The sequence below is a fragment of the Paractinoplanes globisporus DSM 43857 genome, from assembly GCF_000379645.1.
GTDB classification, from domain to species: Bacteria; Actinomycetota; Actinomycetes; order Mycobacteriales; family Micromonosporaceae; genus Actinoplanes; species Actinoplanes globisporus.
Map to the genome: position 1 here is coordinate 1 of NZ_KB903298.1, position 23035 is coordinate 23035.

The following is a 23035-nucleotide window of genomic DNA, read 5'->3' on the forward strand; positions in this document are numbered from 1 at the left end:
CGAGCCGGACGTCGGCGGTACCGCGTCGTTGGCACAGCTCATGGCCGGCGCCGCGCCGGTACCGGCTAGCTGCATGCCGAAGGTCGTCGAGGCACCCGGGGCCAGCGAGCCGTTGTACACGGCGTCGACCGCGGTGGCGGTGCCGCCCGAGACGCTGACCGTGGCGTTCCACGCCGAGACGACCTGACCGGTCGCGGNCCAGGTCACGGTCCACCTGGTGGCGGCCTGCGTGGACGTGTTGGCGACAGTGACGGTGACGATTTCGCCCCCGGCCGTCCCGCTGCCCCACTGGGACTGGATGGCCGCGATCGCGCTACATCCGCCGACGGCCGCCGCCGCGGTGCCGACCACCAGCGGTGCCATCACCAGGGCCGTCAGCAGGCTCGCTCCCGCGGCGATCCCACCTGCTGCCAGAGTCGCCCGCCTGGATACCGCCATGACCGCTCCCTCGTCGATCCCGGCCCGGCTCCTGCGGCAAGGCCCTCGCGAAGCGTTACATAGNCGAACATCGATGCACCACNGCCCGGTTGGGTGGTATCTGGTCAGCCCGAGACGACGTCTTCTGTTTCGTCGATCAAGGCAAGGTTGAGCGAAGACCACCGTCCCGTTCCGGCGTCACCGTCTGTGGCGCGCCGGCTGTGGCGCCGAGCGCACGTCATCGAGCTGCGCAAACCTGACGGCGCCCCATCCGCGCACGCCGCAGACGAAGCGCGGTGCCGGCGGCAGCCTGGCATCGCTTGGTCTCCAGCACATGGCTGACGACCGCGCGGATCGAAGGCCGACAAAGTCGGACTGCTTCGCGTCAGGGAGCCGTCTGCGACACTCCGCCGGCGAGGTGTTGTTGGGCGTTCCGACAATCCGTCGGGCTTCGTCGCGGACTTGTCGTCAAACGTCGTGCTCGGCGTACTCCAGCGCTCGTAGCGTCATCGAGTTCAATCGGCTCCCTACGATCCCCCGCTCGCTCCGCGAGAGAACTTTGTCCCCGCACCCCGCAGAGCACTGCCGCCCACCCCGAAGAACGATCCGGGCCCTGTCACAACCTGTCAGCACCTAACAGCGCAGCTCAGACGTCATGTCTTCAACGCCGAACAACGGCTAAGAACTGCCTGTCAGGGCTGACAGGCCGTTCGGGTACTGCCTACTCGTGGGCCGGACGTTGCACCATGCGCACCACTCCGTCACCGTATTCGGGGAACTGCTGCCCGGACGGCTCCGCCGTTCGCGAGGCTCGAGCAAGCGCATGCCGTGAACCCGGCGCGGTCACTCCTGGGCCTACCGAGCAGCTTCGCGCAACGGCGTCAGTTCCGAATCGGGCAGGACGGCTCGCCGTGCGTCGTCGATGACCGCGTCCCGTTGCCGGTCGATCTCTTCGAGTGTGGCCACACGGTCGGCGCGGTCGTCGAGAGCGTCGCGCAGCATGCGCAGCACCCGGACCAGGGTGAGCGCTACCTGGTGGTGGCTTCCGGAATAGAGGCGAATCTGACCGTACGCGCTCCGGACGTACTCAGCGTGGTCCAGATCCCACGGCGTGAGCAGGGTCCGGCCCCGATCGTCGCGGTGGGCCTGGGCCGGCAGTTCGGCCTGCACCAGCGGCCGCATGATGGATGAGACCCGCAAAATCGACTCGATCGCCGTGGTCGGGTCGTTGACCGCCGGCGACAGTGCGCGCTGACCGTGTCGTTGAGCTGCCGAAGAGCGAAGTCGATGTCCTGTTGCATCGTCCGGGTCGCCCCGATGATCACAGCCTCCGCGATGAGTCGGGCCGCTTCGCGAGCGTTCGCGGCTCCGGGGCCCGGCCAGATCCGTGCGAGCGGCTCATCACGGATAGATACGCGCCGCCCCTGGTCTCCAGACGAACCGTACTGCCCGGCGGCACTGCGGCCAGAATCGCGTGCTGGCTGATCTGCTGGACCCGGCCTACGGCGCCACTCTGCGGAGCCATGCCGTGCGGTCGTCAGTCGGCCGCTTCGAAACTGATCGGACGCTCCGGGCGAGAGGTCGTCCTGCGATGATTAGTTGATGCCTCCCACGCCGAGTCCGACGCCGGTCCTGCCCGGCGCGCCAACCTGGCTCACCCCGTCCCTATTCGGGCCTCTTCTCAGCACGACGATGGCGTGTCTCGCTCTGACCTTCACTCTCACGTCGTTCTGGTGGCTCAATGCCCGCCGGGGTAAGATCCGAAGCTTTGCGCCGAGCTCTTTCGCTGCTAGCTTCAGCCCAAGGCGTCTGGTGCTGATCTTGCCTCTGGTGCTGCTAAATGATGGCGCGACGCCTGTTGTAGTAGCCGATCTTCGCGTCAGACTCACACAACCCATGAATGGATTTTGGCCCGATTGGGCTGCGAGGAGGATGGGCAGTCGCTGGCAGAAGGCGTCGCTGCTGTCGCTAAGACTCCGGGGAACACACGAAGTCTTGCCTGATTCACTTACCACTCCCCGGCTGCCTGCCGTATTTGCAGTCCCTGGCAGAAAAACGGAGTCTTTGATTCTGGAGTTCGGGCTGAAGGATCCAGTTGTCGTACCGGGCAACGGCACGTATCGCGCCTATATTGAGGGAAGGCTGCTGCAACAACGAGGCTTCAGTCGGCGAGCGTGGAAGAGCATTGTCACATTTGATCTGCAGGTCGACGGGATCGATGCGGACGGACAATACATTGCTATCAGCAATGATCCAGATTGGAAACCTTGAATCAGAATTGATTAAACGCCTCGGAACTGGATCGTCATAGCCCAAGCCGAGCGAAGAGTTGACTGAATTCAAGCTCACGACCGTCCGGCAAAGCTGGCAGCTCGCGCTCTCGGTTTTCAAACGCCAGGCGAACTCCTTCACGAAAGAGAAGCTTAGCCGCGATATCAGACACTGGAGCCAACGACAGGCCGGCGACCCGGTCTTCCACTGCTTTCTGAACGCGGTCCCCGACTGCCGAAAGAGTGAGTCGTCGTGTCAATACGATGACCCCGTTTGCGGTCTCCAGAAACTCGCCGTTGGCGGTCCTCTGATGCAGTTGCAAAAGATTCGCGCTGATCGAAGTAAGAGTCCTCTCGAGATGATCTTGAGGCGTTTCGGAAAGCCTATAGACTACCGGTCGTTTCTCGCTGTCGAGATCCGCGATGGAAATTGCCTTGAGCCAACAACTGATTGCATAGTTTTCGAGCTTGTACTCAACATGACCCCATTCAAAATAGTAAATTCGACGCACTTGTCCAAGCCTGTGATCTCCATCTGTCATGCTGTCTAGCCGTGAGCTGGCCCGTTGGTAAGTCGCGCTGGCCGCCTCAAGTCTCCCGGCAAGCAGTAACACACGCCCTAGAGAGTGAATATTAGTCAATTTGTCTGGCATTTCGACGTTGATCATCTCGGCCAGAGCAATAGCGACATCGAGGCGAGTTTTCTCGAAATGGCGAGGCAACCGAACGTAATCACTAAACCCGTCTACAAACTTTCGGCGGCCCACAATTATCGCGGACCTGACTAGACTGGTGTAAAGTTCGGGGATACTCATTCCACGACTCTCGGCCAGCTCCAGAGACGCCACCGCGATTAATCGGTGACGCATGTAGACGTAACCACCAGCCATGCTGACTACTGCCTCGTCCGAAAGCGGATCAATGGCGACGCTACGGACAGTGGTGGCCTCGAGACCTACGGCGGTTGCAAGGATCTCGGGCGTTAGCAGAAGCTGAGTCGAATGCGCGGCGGCGATAAGCATGTAGATCTGTGGATAGGGAACGCCGTCCTGTAACTTCCGCCCTACCAGCTTGCCAAGCAGCTCCCGGATATGATCCTTCAGGTACTCGCCATAGCGCACTCGCAACATTCCACCGAAGAATGCACCCTCCGTGTGCGAGGCCTCCTTTTTAGTGGCGTCAACCAACGCTGTCGCGCGAGCCGTCGTGTCAGGTTCCTTCGCCAGCTCCCTCAACCCTTGTTTACCGTGCTGCTCCCACACGCGCACAATAAGCTCAGCGTCTGCTTGATCGAGTCCTCTGAGCTGCTTTTCATCGAATTGTGAGTAGCTCTTCCAGGGCATGGCGCGAGCGCCCACCCGCTGCCATTCCGTTGTCGTGGCCGCTATGCAGTAGTGCACATCGGTACGGCCGGTTTTCTGCATCGCTTCGAGAATTTCGCCGGCAACCTCTTCGCCATCATCGGAACCGATCAGATAGATTCTGTCCTTAGGTAGCTTTGCGATCTCGTCCGCGGAAAGGCGCCCCTTAACCTTCCTCCACAGCACAACGAAGGGACCTTCCAGCAATGCGATATCGACTATGACCTGCATAAGGGAGGTCGACTTGCCTTCGCCGGTAGCGCCCAGAATTGCCCAAAGTCGCGGGCGATACGCCTGGCCGCCCGCCAGACTGGTGAGATCCTTCAAAATGCCAAGAGCAACCCCTCGGCGGGGTGTGACGCTCGGCAGGCAATCCCCCCAGTCCGGCCGCCGACCATCGATGTAAGCAATTGCATCCTCCGTCGATCTGTTGTCCTTATATGGTTCAAGAAAGTGCGAATCTATCCGAATCCAAGAGGCCGAGTTCATTCCGAAGATGAGCTCAGATCGACGTTTCTCGACATCCACGATGCCTGCATGGGTCAGCTGGATGTCTGACCCAAGCCCGCTCTTCTCGATGAGTTTTGCATCGCGCAGAAATGAAACCGCCGCCGCAACCTCTGCATCGGAGGCTCCGCGCGCCGGAATATCCGCAATTCCTATCGGCTCGCGCTGGCCTTCAGCTTTATCATAGAGGCTATCCAATATGGCCTGCCTATTGGCATGGACGCCCTCTAATTCGTCATCCAACTATCCACTCCTCATCGAAATGTGTTCCACATTGCATGACGGCGCACAACCAAGGCCTCTGTTCACATCGTCGTCAGTTTCGCGTAGATGCCACATATGCCGCAAACGCAACAGCGTTCATCGCGGGGATCTCGTGCTTGCGCTGGCGACACCAGCAGAAGCCAGGCTACCTCGGGTTTACGAAGGTCCCTCGCTGCGGGACGGTGTAGACCAGGCTTCGTTCACGTAGCAGGTTGACCGCCATATCGAGTCACCGGATCGAGCACAGGCGTGTGCCGGTGGCGCGGTGTCGGTCGTTGGCGTCCCGTCGATGCCTGCGGAGTTGTTGATGATCTCGGATCATGTCCTTCCCTGGCGCCTGCTTGGGCGCCGAAGCTTGGCTGGTTCCACCGTCCTGTTGGACGTCCGGGCGGGAGTATCTGCGGGGTCCTGCTTGACCAGGACCCCCGACCGGACCTGCTGTCGGGTCTGACAGCGCAGCTCAGCGGGCCCAACAGCCCGAACCGCGTCGCTGCGACTGACCCCTTCTTGGGGATCCCCCGGGGGGCGTGGATGCGCGTATGCCGGCGTGGCTGGCGACCGGGGTGATCCCCGATGAAGTGAGCCGATCCTACGGGTGCAGGTCGCGTTGACCGGGCGGCACCTGGTCCTGTTGGGCTGGCTCGCTGATCATGGCGTGCTGACCGCGGAGCAGATCGCCGCCGCGCTGTTCCCGTCGGTCGACTTCGCCCAGCGTCGCTTGCGGCGCTGCTGAGGATGCGGCTGGTCGGCCGGTTCCGGCCGCAACGACCGGACGGCGGCTCGTATCCGTACCACTGGCTTCTCGCACAGTGGGGACCGACGTGATCGCGTCGCAGCGCGGTGAGCCGGTGCCGCGCCGGAATGAGGCTCGGCAGCGGCGGTGGCAGTTGACCAGCCGGGCCAACCTGCCGCACCTGTTGGGCGTCAACGCGTTCTTCACCCAACTGGCCGCATTTGCCCGCACCCACTTGGACGCGGACCTGCGGCGCTGGTGGTCGGCCGCTCGCTGCCAGCAGGCCGGAGCATTCGCCGACCACGTCCACTCCGGTGGCCGCGTGGATGGGCAGGCGCTGCCGTACCGGCCGAGGGTTCGCCCGGACGGGCATGGCATCTTCACTGGCCCAGGACGGCACTACCGCGTTCTTCCTGGTACGACGCCGGGACCGAGTCCCTGGGCCGCCTGGTGGACAAGATCGACGGCTACCGCGACCTGGCCCGGCTCACCGGCCCCGGTCTACCAGTACCACACCTGCTACTCCCGCGTCCGATACGGCGCCCACGGCTGCGACGCGCCCGGCCTCGACGCACCAGCCCTGGACGCCGCCACCCTCAAGGCGCTCCACGACTTCTACGGCCTCGCCAACCGCCTCATCGCCGACGCCATCAGCCGCGCCCGAGACCACCACCGTGCCAGCCGCGCCGATCGGCGCGCCGAACTCGACGCCATCGAAGCCACCATCAGCAGCAAGACCACAGCACGCGACCGCTGCCGCACCGCATTCGAGAACGGCGCCATGGACGAAGCCGACGCCGGATCCAGGCTTCGTGAACTCCGCGCCGAAATCGACGCCCTGACCATCCGGCGAGATGAATCACCGACGCCGTCGAAGACGAACCGATCCCGCCATCGCCGACCACCCTGAAACCGGTCCGCGACCACCTCGCGTACGTCATCGCCGAAGGCACCTCAGCCGAACGCAAAGCCACCGTCGAACAACTGATCGCCGAGATCAGGCTCACCGAAGACGACCAGGTCATCCCGGTCTTCAGAATCCCGGCCCCGACGACACCGTCGGGGCCACCGCGGAAGCCGCCGAACCGGAGACGGTTCGCGCAATGCCTCACCTGGTGGGGCGGACGGGACTCGAACCCGTGACCGATCGAGTCACGCGGTTCGGTTCGGTCAAGCCGCATACGAGGTCAGACGGCCCTTGCGACGGTTCGCGACGAAGACCAAACCAGGTGCCGTTGCCGTACTGGCGCGCGGAAAACTCGTCGCGAGGGATGGGGTGGCGGGCCTACCTTGCTGGGCGTGGCCTATCAGCATCCGTTGCATTACCTGCTCGGCATGGAGGGGCTCGCTCTCCTTCGCGCGTACGGGGGTGAGCACGGCCCCGAGTTCGGCGCGGCGCGGATCGCCGAGATACGGCGGCTGCTCGACGACCCGGCGCTGGCCGTCGACGGCGTCACCGCCGAACCGGTCGACACGGTCACCGGCTATCGCGCCTGGTCGGACACCTACGACCGGCCCGGCAACGGGCTCTACCCGATCGAGGAGCCGTTCGTCCACGAGATCGTCGACGCGCTCCCGGCCGGCGTCGCCCTGGACGCGGCCTGCGGTACCGGCCGGCACGCCGAATATCTCGCCGCCCGCGGCCACCGGGTCATCGGCGTCGACAGCTCGGCCGACATGCTCGCGCACGCCCGCGCGAAGGTGCCGGGCGCGGAGTTCCACGAGGCGCCGCTCGACCGGCTGCCGCTGCCCGACGACCACGTCGACCTGGCCGTGTGCGCGCTCGCCCTCACCCACCAGCCCGACCTGCGGCCCGCGTTCGCCGAACTCGCCCGGGTGCTGCGCCCCGGCGGGCACCTCGTGGTCACCGACGTCCACCACGAGTCGGTGCTGTTCGGCTCGGTGCCGCACGTGCGCACCCCGGCCGGCGAGCCGCGGCTGATCCCGTCCTACCGGCACCGGGCCGCCGACTACCTCGGCGCGGCCCTGCCGCACGGACTCGAGGTTCGCCGCTGCGTCGAGCCGCGCCGGGCGATCGGCCGCACCGACGAGCCGATGGCCGCAGAGATCCGTACGGACGTCTGGGATTTGTGGCCGTGGTCGTTGCTGGAGATCGCCCCGGCGGCGTACGGCGGCGCCTGGAGCGAGACCCCCAATGCCTTCCTCTGGCACTTCCAGCTGAGAGCGAGCTAGAGCGGCCCGCCGCCGAAACCGATCTCGTTGCCGTCCGGGTCGATGTAGGTGGTCTTCCGGACGCCGTTCTCGTACGTCTCCTCCTTGGCCGGCGTGAGGCCGCGCGCGGCGATCCCCGCGATGCGGTCGTCGAAGTCGTCCAGGAACAGGGTGTGCATGGCGTGGCCGGCGCGGTCCGGGCGGTGTTCGATGTAGACGAATCGATGCTCGGCCAGTTCCCACACCGCCTCGACGTCGTTCGGGAAGAACGCCGGCGGTGTGCCGAGGAGCTTCTCGTACCAGGTGAGCGCCGCCGCGTAGTCGGCGACGGCGATCCCGGCGAACAGGTCGACGGTCATGAGATCATGCTAGAGCGCGATCGCCCAGCTTGACCGCGACGACGCCGCCGATCACGAGCAGGCCGCCGGCCAGCTGGACCAGGCCGGGCAGCTGGTCGACCAGCAGCCAGGCGAACACGACGGCGGCGACGACCTCGAGCAGGGCCACGAACGACGCGACCCGGGAGCCCAGCCGGCGGCTCGCTGCGATCCCGGTCGCGTAGGCCAGGGCGGCCGTGACCAGGCCGAGCAGCAGCAGCGGCACCCACCAGGAGACGGTGGCCGGCGCGTACGCCACCGAGGCCGTGGACGCGTGCATCGGCAGCAGGCCGGTCGCCGCCAGCACCCCGAGCGTGAGCGCGCCGACCGTGAGGCCCACCCCGGCCAGGGCGAGCGGGGGCAGCCCGGTGCCGGTGTCGGCGGAGATCAGGAAGTACGCCGTGGCGCCGACCATCGCGGCCAGCGCCCACGCCACGCCGGCCCAGGCCAGGTGGGCGCCGGAGACCAGGTCGAGCACCAGCACCAGGCCGACGGCGGCGATGGCGGCGCCGGCCAGGGTGAGCGGGCTCGGGCGCTGCCCTCGGCGCAGCCACAGCCAGGCGACCACGGCGGCGGGCGCCGTGTACTCGATCAGCAGGGCCGGGGCGACGTCCATGGTGGCGACGGCGGAGAAGTAGCAGAACTGCGCTCCGGCGACGGCCAGAACCCCGTACACCAGGATCTGGCCCGCCTGCCGCCGCAGCAGGCCCCACCGGCCGCGCAGCGCGGCGACCGTGAACGGCGCCAGGGCGATCGCGGCGAGCCCGATGCGGGCGAGAACGATCGCACCCGCACTCCACCCGGTCGAGAACAGTCCGGTGGCGAGGGGGCCGGAGAGGCCGAACGTCGTCGCGGAGACGACGGCGAGGAGCACGCCGCCGCCGACGGCCGGTGCGGCCTGCACCGTGGGCCTGTCATTGGCTATCTGCGTCATAGCTCATGACGCTATGGACTTCGTGGGTAATATGTCAAGGTGCTTTTAGCCCATGACACAGAAGCCGCGCTGCTGGCCGCGGTCGAGCTGGTGAACAGCGGGGAGGATCCCGACACCCTGTTGTCCACCGAGGAGGTCGACGCCTGGTACGCGAGGCACCGCTACACCGGGCGACGCGATCGCGACGACGCCGAGCTGGCCGAGCTGCGGGCGATTCGTCCGGTTCTGCGCAATTTGCTGCGTGCCGATCGCGACACCGCCGCCGAGATGGTCAACCAGATGCTCGCCGAGGCCCGGGCGATGCCCCGGCTCGTGCGGCACGACGACATCGACTGGCACATCCACGCGGTGTCGGCCGACGAGCCGCTGGTGCGCCGCGTGCTGGTGGAGACCGCGATGGCGATGGCCGACGTGGTCCGCGGCGACGAGATGTCCCGCCTCGCGGTCTGCGCCGACGACACCTGCGACGGCATCGTGCTCGACCTGACCCGTAACCGTTCCCGCCGCTTCTGCAGCACGACCTGCGCGAACCGGGTGGCGGTCGCCGCGTACCGGGCGAGGAAGCGGAGTTAGATCAGGTCGCGCAGCTGGTGCCGCCCGGCGACGCCCAGCTTCGGATAGGACCGATAGAGATGCGACGCGACCGTTCGTGGCGACAGGAACAGCCGGTCGGCGATCTCCCCGTTGGTGAGGCCGTGCCCGGCCAGGATGACGATCTCCCGCTGCTGCGCGGTCAGCTCGGCCAGCGCGTCCGCGTCCGGCCGGGCCGGCGTGGGGACCCCGCAGGCGCGCAGCTCGGCCTCGGCGCGCGCGGTCCACGGCTGCGCGCGTAGCCGCCGGAACGTCTCGAGAGCAGCCGCCAGCACCGGCTTGGCGTCGTTGATCCGCCGCTGCCGGCGCAGCCGTTCGCCGTGATCGAGCCGCAGCTGCGCCCGCTCGAGCGGCCAGCGCTCCCCGGCCGGGTCGGCCAGCGCCGCCTCGTACGCCGCCGGGTCGCCGAGCAACCCGCGCGCCCGGCCCACGATCTGCCGCAGCCGGGGACCGCAGTCCGCCGGCACCGAGTCCAGGGCCCGCTCGACCGGCCGGCGGTTCCCGGTCCGCTCGGCCGCCGCGGTCAGGTCGGCCAGGCCCAGGTAGGAGACCCGGTGATGCAGCGGCGCCGGATCGAACAGGTGCCTCATCTGGGCATACGCCGCCGCGAAGTTGCCCTGGGCCAGCGAGACCATGCCCGCGGTGTGCCGGGCCCGCGCCGCCGCCGAGCGGTACTCGTCGGTCATCGCCCCGGCCAGCAGGCCGTGCACCTCCGCGTACTCGCCGCGCATCGCCGACACCGTCGCCACGAGCAGGTCGGCCGACGCCGCGACCGGTCCGAGGCGGTAGGCCGCCGCCAGGTCCCGTGCCTCCCGGGCGACCGCCAGCGCCTCGTCCCAGCGCCCCGCGTCGAAGCAGGCCCATTGCAGGGCCGACAGCGCCCCGCCGCTGCCGCCCCGGGTGCCCGGCGCCCGCAATCGCTCGAGCGCCTCGCGCAGCAGGCGTACAGCCAGATCGGTCTCCTCCAGCAGCCACGCCGAGCAACCGGCGATCACGGGGTCGCCGTCGGTCCTCGCGAACGGCAGGCGGCCCGCGAACGACTCCGCGCAGGCCCGCACCCATTGCCGCAGCGCCGCCGGCGGCGCCGCCATCCGGTCCACGGCCAGCAGCACCGCCGCCCGGTCCTCGGGCGCACCCGACTGGTACGCGACCGTGGCCGCGGACGCGAGCGCGGCCGGCGATCCGGCCGTCAGCAGCGAATCCAGCGCCGCCGCGTGCTGCCCCGCCCAGACCTGCGCCCATCCGATCCGCTCCCGCGCGGCCCGGACCGCCGCGGGGTCGTCGGTGAGCGCGAGCACCCGGTCGGCGAGCTCGCGTACCCAATCGGCCTGCCCCGCCGTCTGCGCGAGTGCGGCCGCCGCGAGCAAGCGCCGGACCTGGTCGGCCTCGGCCGGGCTCAGCGTCGCGGCCCGGTCCAGCGCGCGGGCCGCCGCGGCCGCGCCACCTCGCCGCCGGGCCTGCTCGGCGGTCTCCTCGAGCAGCGCCGCCACCCGTTCGTCGGGTTCGAGCGCCGCCGCCGCGAGATGCCAGGCCCGCCGATCGGGCCGCGCGTGCTGCGTCGCGGCGATCCGCCGGTGCGCGGCGGCCCGGTCGGCGAACGGCGCGCCGTGATAGACGGCGGCCCGCACCAGGGGATGCGGGAAGCGGACCCCGGAATTGTCCACCCGGATGAGCCCCGCCTCTTCGGCGGCGGTGAGCGCGAGGCCGGCCACCGCGGGGTCGTCGGCGACCGCGGCGAGCAGCAGCGCCTCGCGCGCCGGCGCCGGCAGCGACGCGACCCGGGCCGACAGCTCGGCCGCGAGCCGCTCGGTCGGCGGCAGCGGCTCGGAGACCCACCGCCGGGCGGCGGCCGGATCGGCGGCGAGCACTGTGGACAGTTCGATCAACGCGAGCGGGTTGCCGGCCGCCTGCCCGAGCACCACCTCCCGGGCGGCGCCACGCGGCGGCAGGGGCTGCGCGTCGAGCAATCGGGCCGCGGCCGCGGGGACCAGCGGCCGGACCGTCAGCGAGGGGAGATCGTCCGCCATCGGCTGGCGGCCGGCCAGCAACAGCACCAGCGGCTCGAGTTCCAGCCGGCGGGCCGCGAAGGTGAGCGCGTCCAGCGAGGCCCGGTCGAGCCACTGGCGGTCGTCCACGACCACCAGCACCGGCCCGTCCTCGGTGAGCGCGGAGAGCAAGGTGAGCACGGCGATCCCGGTCAGCAGCGCGTCCGGCGGCACCGGCTCGGCGGCGATGCCGAACGCGCCGAGCAGCGCCTGCGCCTGCCGCCCGGGCAGCCGCGGAACCCGGGCCAGCACCGGCCGCAGCAGCTGGTGCAGCCCGGCGTACGCGAGGTCGTGCTCGGACTCCCGCCCGGCGACCGTCAGCACCCGCAGGCCGGTCGACCGGGCCCGGCCGGTCACCGCCGCGAGCAGGGCCGTCTTGCCGAGGCCCGGCGCGCCCAGCAGCACCCGCACCTGGCTTTGCATCGGCGGCGGGTCGACGAGACCACACAACTGCGACAGCTCGCTGTCGCGGCCGACCAACCCACCCGCCATCGCATCCCCCCAAGTGCAGTCAGGATACGGATGCCCGGCCGAGATCCACAGGCGCAGAGTGACTCGCATGAACATCGTTCTCGTACACGGCGCATGGGCCGACGGCTCGTGCTGGAGCGGCGTCATCGAGCGGCTGCAGGCCACCGGACACAAGGTGACCGCCGGTCACCTCGCGATGATCTCGCACCCGGGCGAGACGGCGGACCTCATCGAGCAGGCGGTGCGGTCGGCGGGCTAGCCGAGACCCAGCTCGCGGACCGACTGCTCGCGCATCTCGACCTTGCGGATCTTGCCGGTCACCGTGAGCGGGAAGGCGTCGACCACCTTCACCAACCTCGGGATCTTGTACGACGCGATCCGGCCCTGGCAGAAGTCGCGCAACGCGGCCGCTGTCGGGGCCACCGCGCCGGCCCGGGGGATCACCCAGGCCATCACCTGCTCGCCGTAATGCTCGTCCGGGACGCCGATCACCTGGACGTCCTGGATGTCCGGGTGGGTGTACAGGAACTCCTCGACCTCGGCGGGATAGATGTTCTCGCCGCCGCGGATCACCACGTCCTTGATCCGGCCCACGATCGAGACGTAGCCGGCCGCATCCATCACGGCCAGGTCGCCGGTGTGCATCCAGCGGCCCGCGTCGATCGCCTCGGCCGTGCGCTCGGGCATGTCCCAGTAGCCGAGCATCACCGAGTACCCGCGCGTGAGGAACTCGCCCGGCTCGCCGCGCGGCACGGTCAGCCCGGTCGCCGGGTCGACGATCTTCACCTCGACGTGCGGCAGGGGTGTGCCCACCGTGGACACCCGGCGTTCGAGGTCGTCCTCCCGCCGGCTCTGGGTGGCCACCGGCGACGTCTCGGTCATGCCGTAGCAGATCGTCACCTCGGTCATCCCCATCTCGGCGACCACCCGCTTCATCACCTCGACCGGGCACGGCGAGCCGGCCATCACCCCGGTGCGCAGGCTGGACAGGTCGAAGTCGCCGAACGTGGGCTCGGCCAGCTCGGCGATGAACATGGTCGGCACGCCGTAGAGCGCGGTGCAACGCTCGAGCTCGACCGCGGCGAGCGTGGCCCGCGCGTCGAAGGACGGCGCCGGGATCACCACGCACGCGCCGTGGGTGATCGCCGCGAGCGTGCCGACCACGCTGCCGAAACAGTGGTAGAACGGCACCGGCACGCACACCCGGTCGGCCGCCGTCCAGCCCTGCCGACGGGCCACGAAGCGGGCGTTGTTGAGCACGTTGTGGTGCGACAGCGTCGCTCCCTTGGGAAAGCCGGTGGTTCCCGACGTGTACTGAATGTTGATCGGGTCGTCGAAGGACAGCTCCCGCTCCCGGTCCGCGAGCAGCGCCGCCGGCACGGCCTTGTCGATCAGGCCGGCCCAGTCGGTGCCGAGGAACACGGTCGGGTCGTGGCCCGCCTCGCGCACCATCGCCCGGTACTCCTCGGCCGCGACGAGCAGCCCGACCCCCGCCTGTTTCAGCACGTAACGGAGCTCATCCGTACGGTAGGCGGGGTTTATCGTCACGAGGATCGCGCCGATCCGGGCGGTCGCGAGGTGCACCAGCACCCACTCGGGCCGGTTGCGCGCCCAGATCCCGACCCGGTCGCCCTTGGCCACGCCCAGGCCGAGCAGTCCTCGCGCCACCACGTCGACCCGGTCGTCCAGCTCGCGATAGCTCCACCGGGTGCCACTGGGGACGTCCACCAGCGCGTCCCGGTTGCCGACGTGCTCGGCCGTCATTCTCAGAAGAGCCCCGATCGTCGTGCCGAGCAGCGGTTCGTGCGACGTCCCGTGGGCGTACGAAAGTTCGGTCATCGTCGCAGCGTGCGGCGGCGGCCTTGCGAATTTCTGGAAAGCGTCAGGCGAGCAGGTCGGCGATCGCGTGCAGGCCGGCCTCGATGGCCTGTTCCGACGTGTTGCCGAAGCCGAGCACGAGGCACGCCGGGTCGGGGGAGCCGTCGGCACGGTTCTCGCTCATCCCGTAGATGCCGACGCCGCGTTCGCGAGCGGCCGCGATCGTCTCGGTCTCGTTCGATCCGGCCGGCAGGTGGGCGACCGCGTGAAAGCCGGCCGCCAGCCCGGTGACGCCGGGGACGATCGAGGAGACGATCTCGCGCCGCCGGGCGTAGACGGCCCGCATCCGCCGTAGGTGCCGGTCGTAGCGGCCGGACTCGATCAGCGTGGCCAGGGCGAGCTGGTCGATCCCGGAGGTGCCGCGATCGGCGATCGCCTTCGCCGCGATCACGTCGTCGGCCAGCGCGCCCGGAACGACCGCCCAGCCCAGCCGCAGCGCCGGCGCAAGCGACTTGCTCACCGTGCCCAGCGACACGACGCGATCGGGCGCGAGGCCCTGCAAGGCGCCGACCGGGTCGCGGTCGTACCGGAACTCGGCGTCGTAGTCGTCCTCGATCACGATGCCGTCGTGGGTGCGGGCCCACGCCAGCAGCGCGTGCCGCCGCGACGGCGCCATGACCACGCCGGTCGGCCACTGATGGGCCGGCGTGACCACGACGACGCGCGCATCGCCCCGGGCCAGCGCGTCGACGTCGATCCCGTGCTCGTCGACCGGCACCGGCACGGCGTCGATGCCGGCGCTGCGGGCGGCGTCCCGCACGGTCCGCACCGCGCCCGGATCCTCGAAGGCCACCCGATCGTGCCCGTGCTCGGCCAGCACCCGGAGGATCAGGCCGAGCCCTTGCGCCACGCCCGTGCAGATCAAGACCTGGTTCGCGTACGCCTCGGCGGCGCGCACCCGGCGTAGGTAGGCCGCCAGCACCTCGCGCAGGTGCGGATCGCCGCCCGGCGGACCGTAGTCGAAGGCCGCGTTCGGCGCGGTCCGGCAGACCTGTGCGATCGCCCACGCCCAGTCCTGCCTCGGGGCCAGCCGCAGATCGGGCACGCCGACCGGGAAGTCCGCGATCAGTTCTGGCGCTTTCGGCGTCCTTCTGAGCGAGATGGCCGGACTTGTCGCGGCGGTGGTCGGCGCGACGCGGGTGGCCGAGCCGGTGTGCGCCGTCAGGTAGCCCTCGGCCTGCAACTGCGCGTAACACTCCTGGACCAGCCCGCGCGACAGGCCGAGGTACGCCGCGAGCGCCCGCGAGGACGGCAGCCGCTCCCCGGCCGCCAGCCGCCCGTCCCGGATCGCCGCCCGCAGTTGCTGCTCCAGCTGCGACCGCAGCGGCGTCTTCGAGTCGCGATCGATCGCGATCAGCAGTTGCGGTCCCCAACCGGCCCACTCGATCGCCATGGGATTGGACCTTATCAGTGGTCCGGTTCGCTCCTAGCGTCGAAGGCATGAAGACCGCCGCACTTGCCCCGATCGCCGGCTCCGCCCTCGGCTTCTACCTGCCGCTCGCCGTGATCCCGCTGGTCGCGCCGTCGGCCGCCGCGGCCGGGCTGAGCACCGGCGCGTTCCTCGTCGCGACCGTCCTGTTCGAGCTGCTCACCCCGCGCATCGTGGCTCGGCTGGGCTACCGCGCGGCGCTGGCCGCCGGGCTCGTCCTGCTCGGCGTGCCGACCCTGGCCTTCCTCCGATTCACCTCTCCGGCGGCGCTGGTCGCGGCGAACGCCGTACGCGGAATGGGTTTTGCGATCGCGGTCGTGGCCGGAAGCGCGCTGACGGCCTTGCTGGTCCCGGCGCGGCGCCGGGGTGAGGGTGTCGCCCTCGTGGGTCTGGTCAGCGGCGTCAGCTCGCTCGTCGCCCTCCCGCTCGGCCTGTGGGCCGCCCACCGCTACGGCTACGGGCCGGTCTTCCTGGTCACCACCGTCGCGCCGCTGCTCGCCCTCGCCGCCCTGCCCTTCCTCAAGGTCGACGTGCCGCCGGCCGAGGCCGAGCGGACCGCGAGCCCGGGATGGCGCCTTCCGGTCGTCTTCGCGGCGTGCACCTCCGCGGCCGGTGTCATCGTCACCTTCCTGCCGCTGGCGATCCCCGCCTCGCTGGCCCCGATCGTCCTGTTCGTCCAGCCCGCCGTCAGCACCGCGGCCCGCTGGATCGCCGGTCGCATCGGCGACCGCCGCGGGCAGTCCGGCCTGCTCATCCCCGGCGTCGTCCTCGCCGTCGCCGGCACCGCCGCGCTCGCGCTGACCGGTTCGGCGGCGGCGGTCCTGCTCGGCGCGGCCGCCTTCGGCGCCGGGTTCGGCATCCTGCAGAACGTCACCCTGAGCATGATGTACGCCCGGGTGCCGCAGTCGGCGTACAGCGGGGTGAGCGCGGTCTGGAACGCCGCCTACGACCTCGGCATGGCGGCCGGCGCGATCGGATTCGGGGTCATCGTCCCGGTCGCCGGCTTCTCCGGAGCGTTCCTGCTCACCGCGGTCACTATGCTTCCCGCTCTGGCCCTGGCCCGTCACGAGCGGGTCACCCCTGTCACGATGAGGGCACTGCCGGACATGGGGTGAACGTGAGATCCGGGACCGACCACGACGAACACTTCCGGCGGGTCTACGCCGCCACCTTCGAGCCGCTGCTCGCCTACGCCCTGCGCCGGGTCGAGCAGCCCGCGGACGCGGCCGACGTCGTCGCCGAGACGTTCCTGGTCGCGTGGCGGCGGCGCCGGGAGATCCCGGCCGAGGGCGAGGCCCGTCTCTGGCTCTACGGGGTGGCCCGGCGGGTCCTCGCCAACCACCACCGCGGGGGAGTACGCCGGGAACGGCTAGGCCAGCGGCTGCGGCAGCGATTGTCCGAGTCGTCGCCCGATCCCGCGACCGAGGTGCCGGAACGCCTCGCCGTCCGGGCCGCGCTGGCCCGGCTCGGCGAGCTCGATCGGGAGGTCCTGATGCTCACGGTCTGGGAGGGGCTCGAGCCCCGGGAGGCCGCCGCCGTCCTCGACGTCTCGGCGGCCGCGGTGCGTACGCGCCTGTCCCGCGCCCGCGCCCGGCTCCGCCAACTCGTCGGTGACGATCCGGCGCTGCCCGGACATGTGCTCGACGTCCTGACCGCACCCGTCCCCGAGGAGGGCCGATGATCGACGACCAGCTCCGCGATGCCGATCCCTACCGTCGCGAGACCATCGGGCGCCTCGACGGGGCCGACCAGACCCTTCTCGAGGAGATCATGTCTGTCGACCGTGCCCCGGCGTCCTGGCGGCGCCGCCTGATCGCACCCGTAGCCGCGGCCGCCGCCCTCATCGGCGTGCTCGCCGTCTCGGCCGTCGTCCGCCATCAGTCCGCCGACCGCCCGGAGGCGAAACCCGCCCCCACCGCGACCGGCGACTGGTCGGCGATGGTGCTCAAGGCGGCCGAGCAGAACCCGCGGCTGCTCATCCAGGAGCCGGGCTGGAAGATCACCACCGTCTACGGCTTCACCGAGCAGACCGGCACGACCGGGTTCAGCAAGGACGGCCGCGACCTGGAGATGACCTGGTATCCCGCCTCGGACTACCAGAGTCGCTATGCCGACCGGCTCGAGGTCAGCCCGCCGAAGCCCGGCGAGGTCGACGGCTGGCCCGGCAACGTCTTCACCTACAGCGACGAGGACTTCGCTCTGCTCCTGCGGCCGCGCGACGGCGTCTACGCCGAGCTGCGCACCGGCGGCCACTGGACCCGGAACGACTTCGACAAGGTGCTGACGCACGTCGCCCGCGTCGACGTCGCGACCTGGCTGGCCGCGATGCCGCCCGAGATCGTCACCCCCGGCCGGGCCGACGCCGCCGCCACCAAGGCGCTCGACGGCGTGCCGCTGCCGCCGAAGTTCGACAAGGCGGCTCTCAACGCGGTCGGCACCAACGATCCGTATCAGTTCGGCGCGGCCGTGGCTGCCCGGGTCGGTTGCGGCTGGATCGAGGAGTGGATCCGGGCGGACAAGGCCGGCGACAAGGCGGCCCGGCAGAAGGCCGCGGACGCGCTGCTCGGCAGCCACCAGTGGAAGGTCCTCCAGCAGATGAACGCCGCGGGCGACTATCCCGAGGTCTTCTGGGAGATGGCCGACAAGACCGCGGCCGGCGATCCGCCCGCGGGTTATCGGCAGGCACTCGGCTGCCCCTAGGCGGGCAGCCCGGCAACCTCCGCCGCGAGCTCGGTGGCCTCGGCGGCGCCGATCCGGCGGAAGATGCCGAGGGCCGTGCGCAGCTGCGCCGCTCCCTCGTGGCGGTGACCTCGGGAGAGGGCGCAGCGGCCCAGACCGGCCAGGGACAATGCCCGATCGTACGGGCTGGGGACCTGGTCGGCGACGGCCAGGGCCTCCCGGTGGGCGGTCAGCGCACGGTCCAGGTCGCCCGACAGGCGGTGCACGGCGCCCAGCTCGTTGAGGACCCAGGCCTCGCCGCTGCGGTTGTGGATCTCGCGGTTGAGGTGCAGGGCCTCGTGCAGGGCGGTGGCCGCTCCGGACAGGTCGCCCGTGCGGCGCAGCGCCGAGCCGAGGTAGAGCAGGGCCGTCGACTGGCCGACGGGGTGATCCAGGCGCCGGTGCTCGCGCAGGGCCGCGCGCAGCGAGCGTACGGCCTCGGGAAGATCTCCCATGCCGGCCTCGACCCGGCCGAGGTCGTTGTGGGTGAGCGCCGCGCCGCGGCGCTCACCCAGCCGCTGATAGAGGCGCAGCGCGCCGGTGAGCAGGTCGTGCGCCCCGGCGAAATCGCCGAGCCGGCCGTGCGTGATGCCCAGGATCCGCAGCGCGTAGGCCTCGCCGGGACGGTCGCCCAGTTCGCGATAGCGGTCGAGCGCCCGCCCGACCAGCTCCTTCGCGGCCTCGAGATCCGAGGTCATGCCGCGGGCGATGCCCAGCTCGACCAGCGCGCCCGCCTCGCCCGGGCCGTCGGCCAGCTCGCGATAGGTCGCGATCGCCCGGTCCAGCACGGGGATCGACTCGGGGTAGCCGCCCGAGCGGGAGAGTGCCTTCGCCAGCACGGTCAGCGCGTTCGCCTCGCCCAGCCGCTCGCCGCCGTCGCGGTAGATGTCCAGCGCCGCGCGGGCGTCGCGCTCGGCGCCCCGGTAGTCGCCGGTCAGCCGCCGCACGGTGGCCCGGTCGACCAGCGCGTTCGCCCGCTCGACGCCGCTCGCGTGCTCGACGGCGAGATCGTGCCTGGTCAGGGCCTCGCTCCACGGCCCGTCGCGGCGCAGCAGCTCGGCGAGGCCGGCGGTGAGCCGGACGATCCGTGGTGGATCCTCGGCCGCGTCCAGGCAGGCCAGGAGGTTGGCGCGCTCGGTGCGCAGCCAGGCCAGTGTCCTGGTCGCCGCCGGCGTCGTCCGACCCGGGCGGTGCAGGCGGCCGATTCCATCGGCGGCGCCGGCATAGAAATCCATCAGCCGGGCGATCGCGTCCGGGTCCGGGGTCGTCAGAGAGCTTGCGTACGCCCGGATCAGATCGTGCATCGAGTAGCGGTGCCGGGCGATCTCGATGAGCAGGCCGTCGCCGTGCAGGGCGTCCAGCTCGGTGAGGGCGTCCGCTCTGGTCGCACCGGCGAGGGCCGCGGCGGCCTCCGGCTCGTACTCGGTGCCGGGGTGGAGGGCGAGCAGCCGGAAGAAACGCTGCCGGCCCGGCGGCAGGCCCTGGTAGGACAGGTCGAAGGCGGCGGCGATGCTGGCGTGCTCGGCGGTCACGTCGAGCAGGCGGTCGCGGGTCTCGCGGAGGAGGTCGCTGACCGTCCAGCCGCGGTGCCGGCGCAGGACCCGGGCGAGCAGGGCGACCGCGAGCGGCAGGCGGCCGCTGGCGGCGACCAGCTCGGCGTTTTTTGCCGGCTCCTCGGGTTGCTTCTCCGCCGGTGCCAGGCGGCGGAACATCTCGGCGGCGTCGTCCGCGGCCAGCACGTCCAGCGTGACCGGCACCGCGTCGGCGGGCAGGTCGCCGAGGAAGCGGCGGCTGGTGACCAGCACCAGGCAGCCGGGCGCGCCCGGCAGCAGCGGGGCGACCTGGGCGCTGCCGGCCGCGTTGTCCAGCACGACCAGCATGCGCCGGGCGGCGAGCCGGGAGCGCCACAGCGCCGACCGGGCGTCCACACCGGACGGCAGCCGCCGGGGATCGAGGCCGTCGGCGGTCAGCAGGGTCGCGAGCACGTCCCCGGGGTCGGCGGGCGGGCGGCCGGCCGTGTGCCCGTGCAGGTTGACGAAGAGCTGGCCGTCGGGGAACGCGCCGCGCAGCCGGTGGGCGACGTGCACGGCGAGCGCGGTCTTGCCCACCCCGGGCATGCCGGCGATCGCCTGAACGCCCGGGCCGGCCGTGGTGAGGCGGGCGATCTCGGCCCGGCGGCCGACGAACGCGCTGGTGTCGGCCGGGAGCGTGCTGGGGGCGGCCGGCTCGTCGCGCAGCATGAGCCCGTGCAATTCGCGCAGGGCCGGGCCGGGCTCGGTGCCGAGCTCCTCGACCAGGCGGCGCCGCACGGCCGCCCAGCGGTCCAGGGCCTCGGCGGCGCGGCCGTCCCGGTGCAACGCCTCGATGTGGACGGCGGCGAGCGGCTCGACCAGCGGGTGCTCTTCGACCATCGGCCGCAGCCGGTCGATCACGGCGGCGGCGTCGCCGGCCGTCAGCCGCGCTCGCGCCCACCCGACCGTGGCGTCGAGGCGGCGCTGGGCGGCCTGGTCGCGGGTGCGGGTCACCCACTCGCCGGTCAGGTCGGCCAGGGCCGGGCCGTGCCACAGGGCCAGCGCCGCCTCGAACTCGCCGCGCCGGGCCAGGTGGTCGAAGAGGATCAGATCGACGCAGGCGGGGTCGATGTCGAGCGCGTAGCCACCGTGGCGGCGGGCCACGGCCGCGCCGCGCAGGGCACGGCGCAGGCGGGCCACGTAGCTGTAGACGACGGTGCGCACCTGGCCGGGCGGGCTGTCGCCCCAGACCCGGTCGACGATCGTGTCGATCTGGACCGGGTGGCCCGCGTCGACCGCGAGCGCGGCCAGAACCGTGCGCTGCCGTGCCGGGCCCAGCGGCACGTCAACCCCGTCGACGTGCAGCTCCACCGGCCCCAGCAACCGCAACCGGACGTCGGTCACAGGTGGACTCTACGACGTGCTGTCCCGTAGTCCTCGTGTCAGAAATCTTCAAGACCGGCCGCCTACGGTCCGCCGCATGACCTTTCGACGAATCGCGGTGCTGGGCGACAGCATCGCCGTGCATCGGGGGGACCCGGTCGACGGGTACCCCTCGCGGACCTGGGCCGAGCGGGTCGTGCTGGCGCTCGCGCCCGGCGCGTACCTGAATCTCGGGGTTTCCGGCGCCCTGGCGGCGGAGATCCGGGCCGGCCAGCTCGATCCGGCCCTGACCTTCCGGGCCGACCTGGCGTTCGTCACCGCGGGCGCCAACGACGCGGCCCAGCGCTCGTTCCGGCCCGATCGGGTGTCGGCGGAGCTGGAGCTCATGATCGGGTCGCTGAGCCGGGCCGGGGCGCTGGTGGTGACCATGGGCTGCTTCGACCTCACGGCGACGCTCGGCGCCGAGGTCGCGGGGCGGCTGCGGGAGCTCGGGGACCTGACCGAGCGGCTGGTGCTCGGCCACGGCGGCGTCCACGTGAGCTTCGCCGATCAGGCCGCCCGGCGCTCCGATGTGCTCGGGGCGGATGGGCTGCACATCAACGCGCGCGGGCACGCGGTGGTCGCGGAGGCGTTGCTCGACCGGCTGACGATCATCTCCGCCCCGAGGTAGCACCGCGGTGGTGTCCGGTCTGCTGCTGTCGTGCCCGCTGGCGCCGCTCATGGTGGCGGTCGGCGTGCTGCGCACCCAGCGGCTGTTCGCCGCGGCCGCGCTCGGAGTTCTCGGGGTGGGTCTGCTCGCGCCGGCCATGCCGCGGCTCGCCCTGGCCGTGGCCTGTGGAGCGGCGCCGGCTTCAACGCCACCGACCGCACCGGCCACCGCACGGCGACCATGCCGGTCACCACCGAGCTGTGGGCGGAGTTCGGCACCTCGCCGAGCCTCTACGGGGCCACCCACACACTCCAGACCGGGGCGCTCTGCGCAATGCTCGGCCACCCCGTCCCGGCCCAGACCGCCTGACCGCCGCCACACGCCCCTCTCACGCCGCGGCCACCACCTCGATCTCGACCAGCCAGTCGTCCACGAGCGTCTGGACGACGATCGCCGTGGTGGGCACGACCCGGCCGCCGAGAGCGGCGACGCGGGCGGCGGCGTTGGCTTCGGCGTAGGAGACGTCGGTCAGGTAGCTGGTGACACGGACGATGTTGTCGACGCTCATCTCGGCCGACGCGAGAATTGCCCGGATGTTCGACCAGACCAGGTCGAGCTGTTCGGCAAGTGTCGTGCCGGCCGTGCCGTCTCGGCGCAGACCCATCGTTCCGGCGACGAAAAGGAGCCGCTCGGCGCCGCGGACCTCCATCGCGTGGGCGTAGTCGTCGGTCGCTGGATACACGCCGTCCACCGGACGAATTGCCGTCAGCCGCATCGGATCATGGTCGCAGAGCGCGACGATCCATGCTGTCCTCCGCGCGGCTTGGCCGATTCCTTTCGCGGGCGCGGGCGGTCTGCACCGAGGAGCGCAGCCAAGAAACCGAGGAGAGACATGTCGACCGTGCCGTCCGACGAGGAGTTCCGGACCTACAACGAGGGCGTCATCAGCGAGTTCCGGGCCAATCACGGCAAGGTCAGCCAACCGCCGTTCCCGATCCTGCTGCTGACGACGACGGGGGCGCGCACGGGGAGGCGGACGACCGTGCCACTCGGCTTCGCGGTCGACGACCGGGGCCGCGTCTTCGTGGTCGGGTCCAAGGCGGGCGCCCCCAAGCATCCGGCCTGGTTCCACAACCTGCGAGCCAATCCCGGGGTGACGGTCGAGCTCGGTGACCGCTCCTACCAGGCCCGGGCCGTCGTCACGGCCGGTGCCGAGCGCGACGGCCTCTACCGCCTGGTCTCCGACGGCAGCTCCCACTACGAGCAGAACACCGGCCGCGCGTTCCCAGTGATCATCCTCGAAGGCGTCCCCGCCCCGGCGTAGC

General features: G+C 70.7%; 22 protein-coding genes and 1 pseudogene. 12 read left to right on the forward strand and 11 right to left on the reverse strand.

The genetic code is table 11. The features are described from left to right. The 3 genes and pseudogenes from A3CQ_RS52470 to A3CQ_RS63905 form a co-directional block, all read right to left on the reverse strand. On the reverse strand, positions 1–438 hold a 438-nt coding region (locus A3CQ_RS52470; RefSeq protein WP_211216564.1), incomplete at its 3' end, for a cellulose binding domain-containing protein. 834 nt (positions 439–1272) lie between these two features. Then, positions 1273–1617, reverse strand: coding sequence for a DUF2254 family protein (locus A3CQ_RS52475; protein ID WP_281171462.1), 345 nt, complete (start codon positions 1615–1617; stop codon positions 1273–1275). Positions 1618–1736: 119 nt separating this feature from the next. Further along, a pseudogene (locus A3CQ_RS63905) lies at positions 1737–1958 on the reverse strand (hypothetical protein); the annotation flags it as partial. Between the two features lie 271 nt (positions 1959–2229). Here A3CQ_RS63905 and A3CQ_RS60695 point away from each other — a divergent pair. Beyond that, positions 2230–2688: a hypothetical protein gene (locus tag A3CQ_RS60695; protein WP_157295734.1), complete on the forward strand. Its 459-nt coding sequence runs from the start codon at positions 2230–2232 to the stop codon at positions 2686–2688. A 34-nt stretch (positions 2689–2722) separates the two neighbouring features. On the opposite strand, the gene A3CQ_RS60700 is transcribed toward A3CQ_RS60695, so the two are convergent. Beyond that, a complete protein-coding gene (locus tag A3CQ_RS60700) occupies positions 2723–4798 on the reverse strand; it encodes a P-loop NTPase (protein ID WP_157295738.1) in 2076 nt (691 codons plus the stop codon). Positions 4799–5414: 616 nt separating this feature from the next. Here A3CQ_RS60700 and A3CQ_RS63610 point away from each other — a divergent pair. The 3 genes from A3CQ_RS63610 to A3CQ_RS0112005 all read left to right on the forward strand — a co-directional run bounded on the left by A3CQ_RS63610 (position 5415) and on the right by A3CQ_RS0112005 (position 7745). Next, entirely contained in the window at positions 5415–5552 is a 138-nt protein-coding gene (locus A3CQ_RS63610) for a replication-relaxation family protein (RefSeq protein WP_020511179.1), read from the forward strand. A 76-nt stretch (positions 5553–5628) separates the two neighbouring features. Further along, positions 5629–6462, forward strand: a complete 834-nt coding sequence (locus A3CQ_RS62685) for a replication-relaxation family protein (protein WP_026205614.1) — start codon at positions 5629–5631, stop codon at positions 6460–6462. Positions 6463–6851: 389 nt separating this feature from the next. Continuing rightward, the gene (locus tag A3CQ_RS0112005) at positions 6852–7745 is read left to right on the forward strand and encodes a class I SAM-dependent methyltransferase (RefSeq protein WP_020511180.1); all 894 of its coding nucleotides are present in this window, start codon (positions 6852–6854) and stop codon (positions 7743–7745) included. Here A3CQ_RS0112005 and A3CQ_RS0112010 read toward each other — a convergent pair. Then, the gene (locus tag A3CQ_RS0112010) at positions 7742–8083 is read right to left on the reverse strand and encodes a VOC family protein (protein ID WP_020511181.1); all 342 of its coding nucleotides are present in this window, start codon (positions 8081–8083) and stop codon (positions 7742–7744) included. The two genes, A3CQ_RS0112005 and A3CQ_RS0112010, sit on opposite strands and share 4 nt — an antisense overlap. A 4-nt stretch (positions 8084–8087) precedes the next feature. After that, positions 8088–9035, reverse strand: coding sequence for an EamA family transporter (locus tag A3CQ_RS0112015; protein ID WP_040432245.1), 948 nt, complete (start codon positions 9033–9035; stop codon positions 8088–8090). Between the two features lie 39 nt (positions 9036–9074). Here A3CQ_RS0112015 and A3CQ_RS0112020 point away from each other — a divergent pair, with 39 nt between their 5' ends. Then, entirely contained in the window at positions 9075–9608 is a 534-nt protein-coding gene (locus A3CQ_RS0112020) for a CGNR zinc finger domain-containing protein (protein ID WP_020511183.1), read from the forward strand. Here A3CQ_RS0112020 and A3CQ_RS0112025 read toward each other — a convergent pair. Next, a complete protein-coding gene (locus tag A3CQ_RS0112025) occupies positions 9605–12163 on the reverse strand; it encodes an AAA family ATPase (RefSeq protein WP_051115227.1) in 2559 nt (852 codons plus the stop codon). The genes A3CQ_RS0112020 and A3CQ_RS0112025 overlap by 4 nt on opposite strands. Positions 12164–12230: 67 nt before the next feature. On the opposite strand from A3CQ_RS0112025, the gene A3CQ_RS62050 reads away from it, so the two are divergent. After that, the gene (locus A3CQ_RS62050; RefSeq protein WP_020511185.1) at positions 12231–12401 is read left to right on the forward strand and encodes a lipase family protein; all 171 of its coding nucleotides are present in this window, start codon (positions 12231–12233) and stop codon (positions 12399–12401) included. Here A3CQ_RS62050 and A3CQ_RS0112035 read toward each other — a convergent pair. Both A3CQ_RS0112035 and pdxR read right to left on the reverse strand, forming a co-directional pair. Beyond that, positions 12398–13981: an AMP-binding protein gene (locus A3CQ_RS0112035; RefSeq protein ID WP_020511186.1), complete on the reverse strand. Its 1584-nt coding sequence runs from the start codon at positions 13979–13981 to the stop codon at positions 12398–12400. The genes A3CQ_RS62050 and A3CQ_RS0112035 overlap by 4 nt on opposite strands. A gap of 43 nt (positions 13982–14024) precedes the next feature. Beyond that, positions 14025–15413 carry a MocR-like pyridoxine biosynthesis transcription factor PdxR gene (pdxR, locus tag A3CQ_RS0112040; protein WP_020511187.1) on the reverse strand — a complete coding sequence of 463 codons (1389 nt, stop codon included), beginning with the start codon at positions 15411–15413 and terminating at the stop codon, positions 14025–14027. Positions 15414–15460: 47 nt separating this feature from the next. Between pdxR and A3CQ_RS0112045 the strand changes: the two genes are divergently transcribed. The 3 genes from A3CQ_RS0112045 to A3CQ_RS0112055 are packed head-to-tail and all read left to right on the forward strand — an operon-like array spanning position 15461 to position 18149. Then, positions 15461–16564: an MFS transporter gene (locus A3CQ_RS0112045; RefSeq protein WP_020511188.1), complete on the forward strand. Its 1104-nt coding sequence runs from the start codon at positions 15461–15463 to the stop codon at positions 16562–16564. A gap of 2 nt (positions 16565–16566) precedes the next feature. Further along, positions 16567–17130: an RNA polymerase sigma factor gene (locus tag A3CQ_RS0112050; protein WP_040432268.1), complete on the forward strand. Its 564-nt coding sequence runs from the start codon at positions 16567–16569 to the stop codon at positions 17128–17130. After that, the gene (locus A3CQ_RS0112055; protein WP_020511190.1) at positions 17127–18149 is read left to right on the forward strand and encodes a hypothetical protein; all 1023 of its coding nucleotides are present in this window, start codon (positions 17127–17129) and stop codon (positions 18147–18149) included. Before A3CQ_RS0112050 ends, A3CQ_RS0112055 begins: the two co-directional genes overlap by 4 nt. Here the strand turns inward: A3CQ_RS0112055 and A3CQ_RS57285 are convergent. After that, positions 18146–21082, reverse strand: coding sequence for an AfsR/SARP family transcriptional regulator (locus A3CQ_RS57285; RefSeq protein ID WP_020511191.1), 2937 nt, complete (start codon positions 21080–21082; stop codon positions 18146–18148). The genes A3CQ_RS0112055 and A3CQ_RS57285 overlap by 4 nt on opposite strands. Before the next feature lie 76 nt (positions 21083–21158). On the opposite strand from A3CQ_RS57285, the gene A3CQ_RS52490 reads away from it, so the two are divergent. Together A3CQ_RS52490 and A3CQ_RS63615 are read left to right on the forward strand one after the other, a co-directional pair. Next, positions 21159–21731, forward strand: a complete 573-nt coding sequence (locus A3CQ_RS52490) for an SGNH/GDSL hydrolase family protein (RefSeq protein ID WP_020511192.1) — start codon at positions 21159–21161, stop codon at positions 21729–21731. A 219-nt stretch (positions 21732–21950) separates the two neighbouring features. Continuing rightward, positions 21951–22079, forward strand: a complete 129-nt coding sequence (locus A3CQ_RS63615; protein ID WP_020511193.1) for a hypothetical protein — start codon at positions 21951–21953, stop codon at positions 22077–22079. 19 nt (positions 22080–22098) lie between these two features. Here A3CQ_RS63615 and A3CQ_RS0112075 read toward each other — a convergent pair whose 3' ends face one another. Then, positions 22099–22452: a RidA family protein gene (locus A3CQ_RS0112075; protein WP_245577198.1), complete on the reverse strand. Its 354-nt coding sequence runs from the start codon at positions 22450–22452 to the stop codon at positions 22099–22101. Between the two features lie 150 nt (positions 22453–22602). Between A3CQ_RS0112075 and A3CQ_RS52495 the strand changes: the two genes are divergently transcribed. After that, positions 22603–23034 carry a nitroreductase/quinone reductase family protein gene (locus A3CQ_RS52495; RefSeq protein WP_020511195.1) on the forward strand — a complete coding sequence of 144 codons (432 nt, stop codon included), beginning with the start codon at positions 22603–22605 and terminating at the stop codon, positions 23032–23034. The last annotated feature ends 1 nt before the right edge of the window (position 23035 follow it).

Bases quoted from the DNA above. Each gene is read 5' to 3' on its own strand.
- A3CQ_RS0112010 (WP_020511181.1), bottom strand. From the start codon at position 8,083: ATGACCGTCGACCTGTTCGCCGGGATCGCCGTCGCCGACTACGCGGCG.
- A3CQ_RS0112015 (WP_040432245.1), bottom strand. From the start codon at position 9,035: ATGACGCAGATAGCCAATGACAGGCCCACGGTGCAGGCCGCACCGGCC.
- A3CQ_RS0112025 (WP_051115227.1), bottom strand. From the start codon at position 12,163: ATGGCGGGTGGGTTGGTCGGCCGCGACAGCGAGCTGTCGCAGTTGTGT.
- A3CQ_RS62050 (WP_020511185.1), top strand. From the start codon at position 12,231: ATGAACATCGTTCTCGTACACGGCGCATGGGCCGACGGCTCGTGCTGG.
- A3CQ_RS0112035 (WP_020511186.1), bottom strand. From the start codon at position 13,981: ATGACCGAACTTTCGTACGCCCACGGGACGTCGCACGAACCGCTGCTC.
- pdxR (WP_020511187.1), bottom strand. From the start codon at position 15,413: ATGGCGATCGAGTGGGCCGGTTGGGGACCGCAACTGCTGATCGCGATC.
- A3CQ_RS0112045 (WP_020511188.1), top strand. From the start codon at position 15,461: ATGAAGACCGCCGCACTTGCCCCGATCGCCGGCTCCGCCCTCGGCTTC.
- A3CQ_RS0112055 (WP_020511190.1), top strand. From the start codon at position 17,127: ATGATCGACGACCAGCTCCGCGATGCCGATCCCTACCGTCGCGAGACC.
- A3CQ_RS52490 (WP_020511192.1), top strand. From the start codon at position 21,159: ATGACCTTTCGACGAATCGCGGTGCTGGGCGACAGCATCGCCGTGCAT.
- A3CQ_RS63615 (WP_020511193.1), top strand. From the start codon at position 21,951: ATGCCGGTCACCACCGAGCTGTGGGCGGAGTTCGGCACCTCGCCGAGC.
- A3CQ_RS52495 (WP_020511195.1), top strand. From the start codon at position 22,603: ATGTCGACCGTGCCGTCCGACGAGGAGTTCCGGACCTACAACGAGGGC.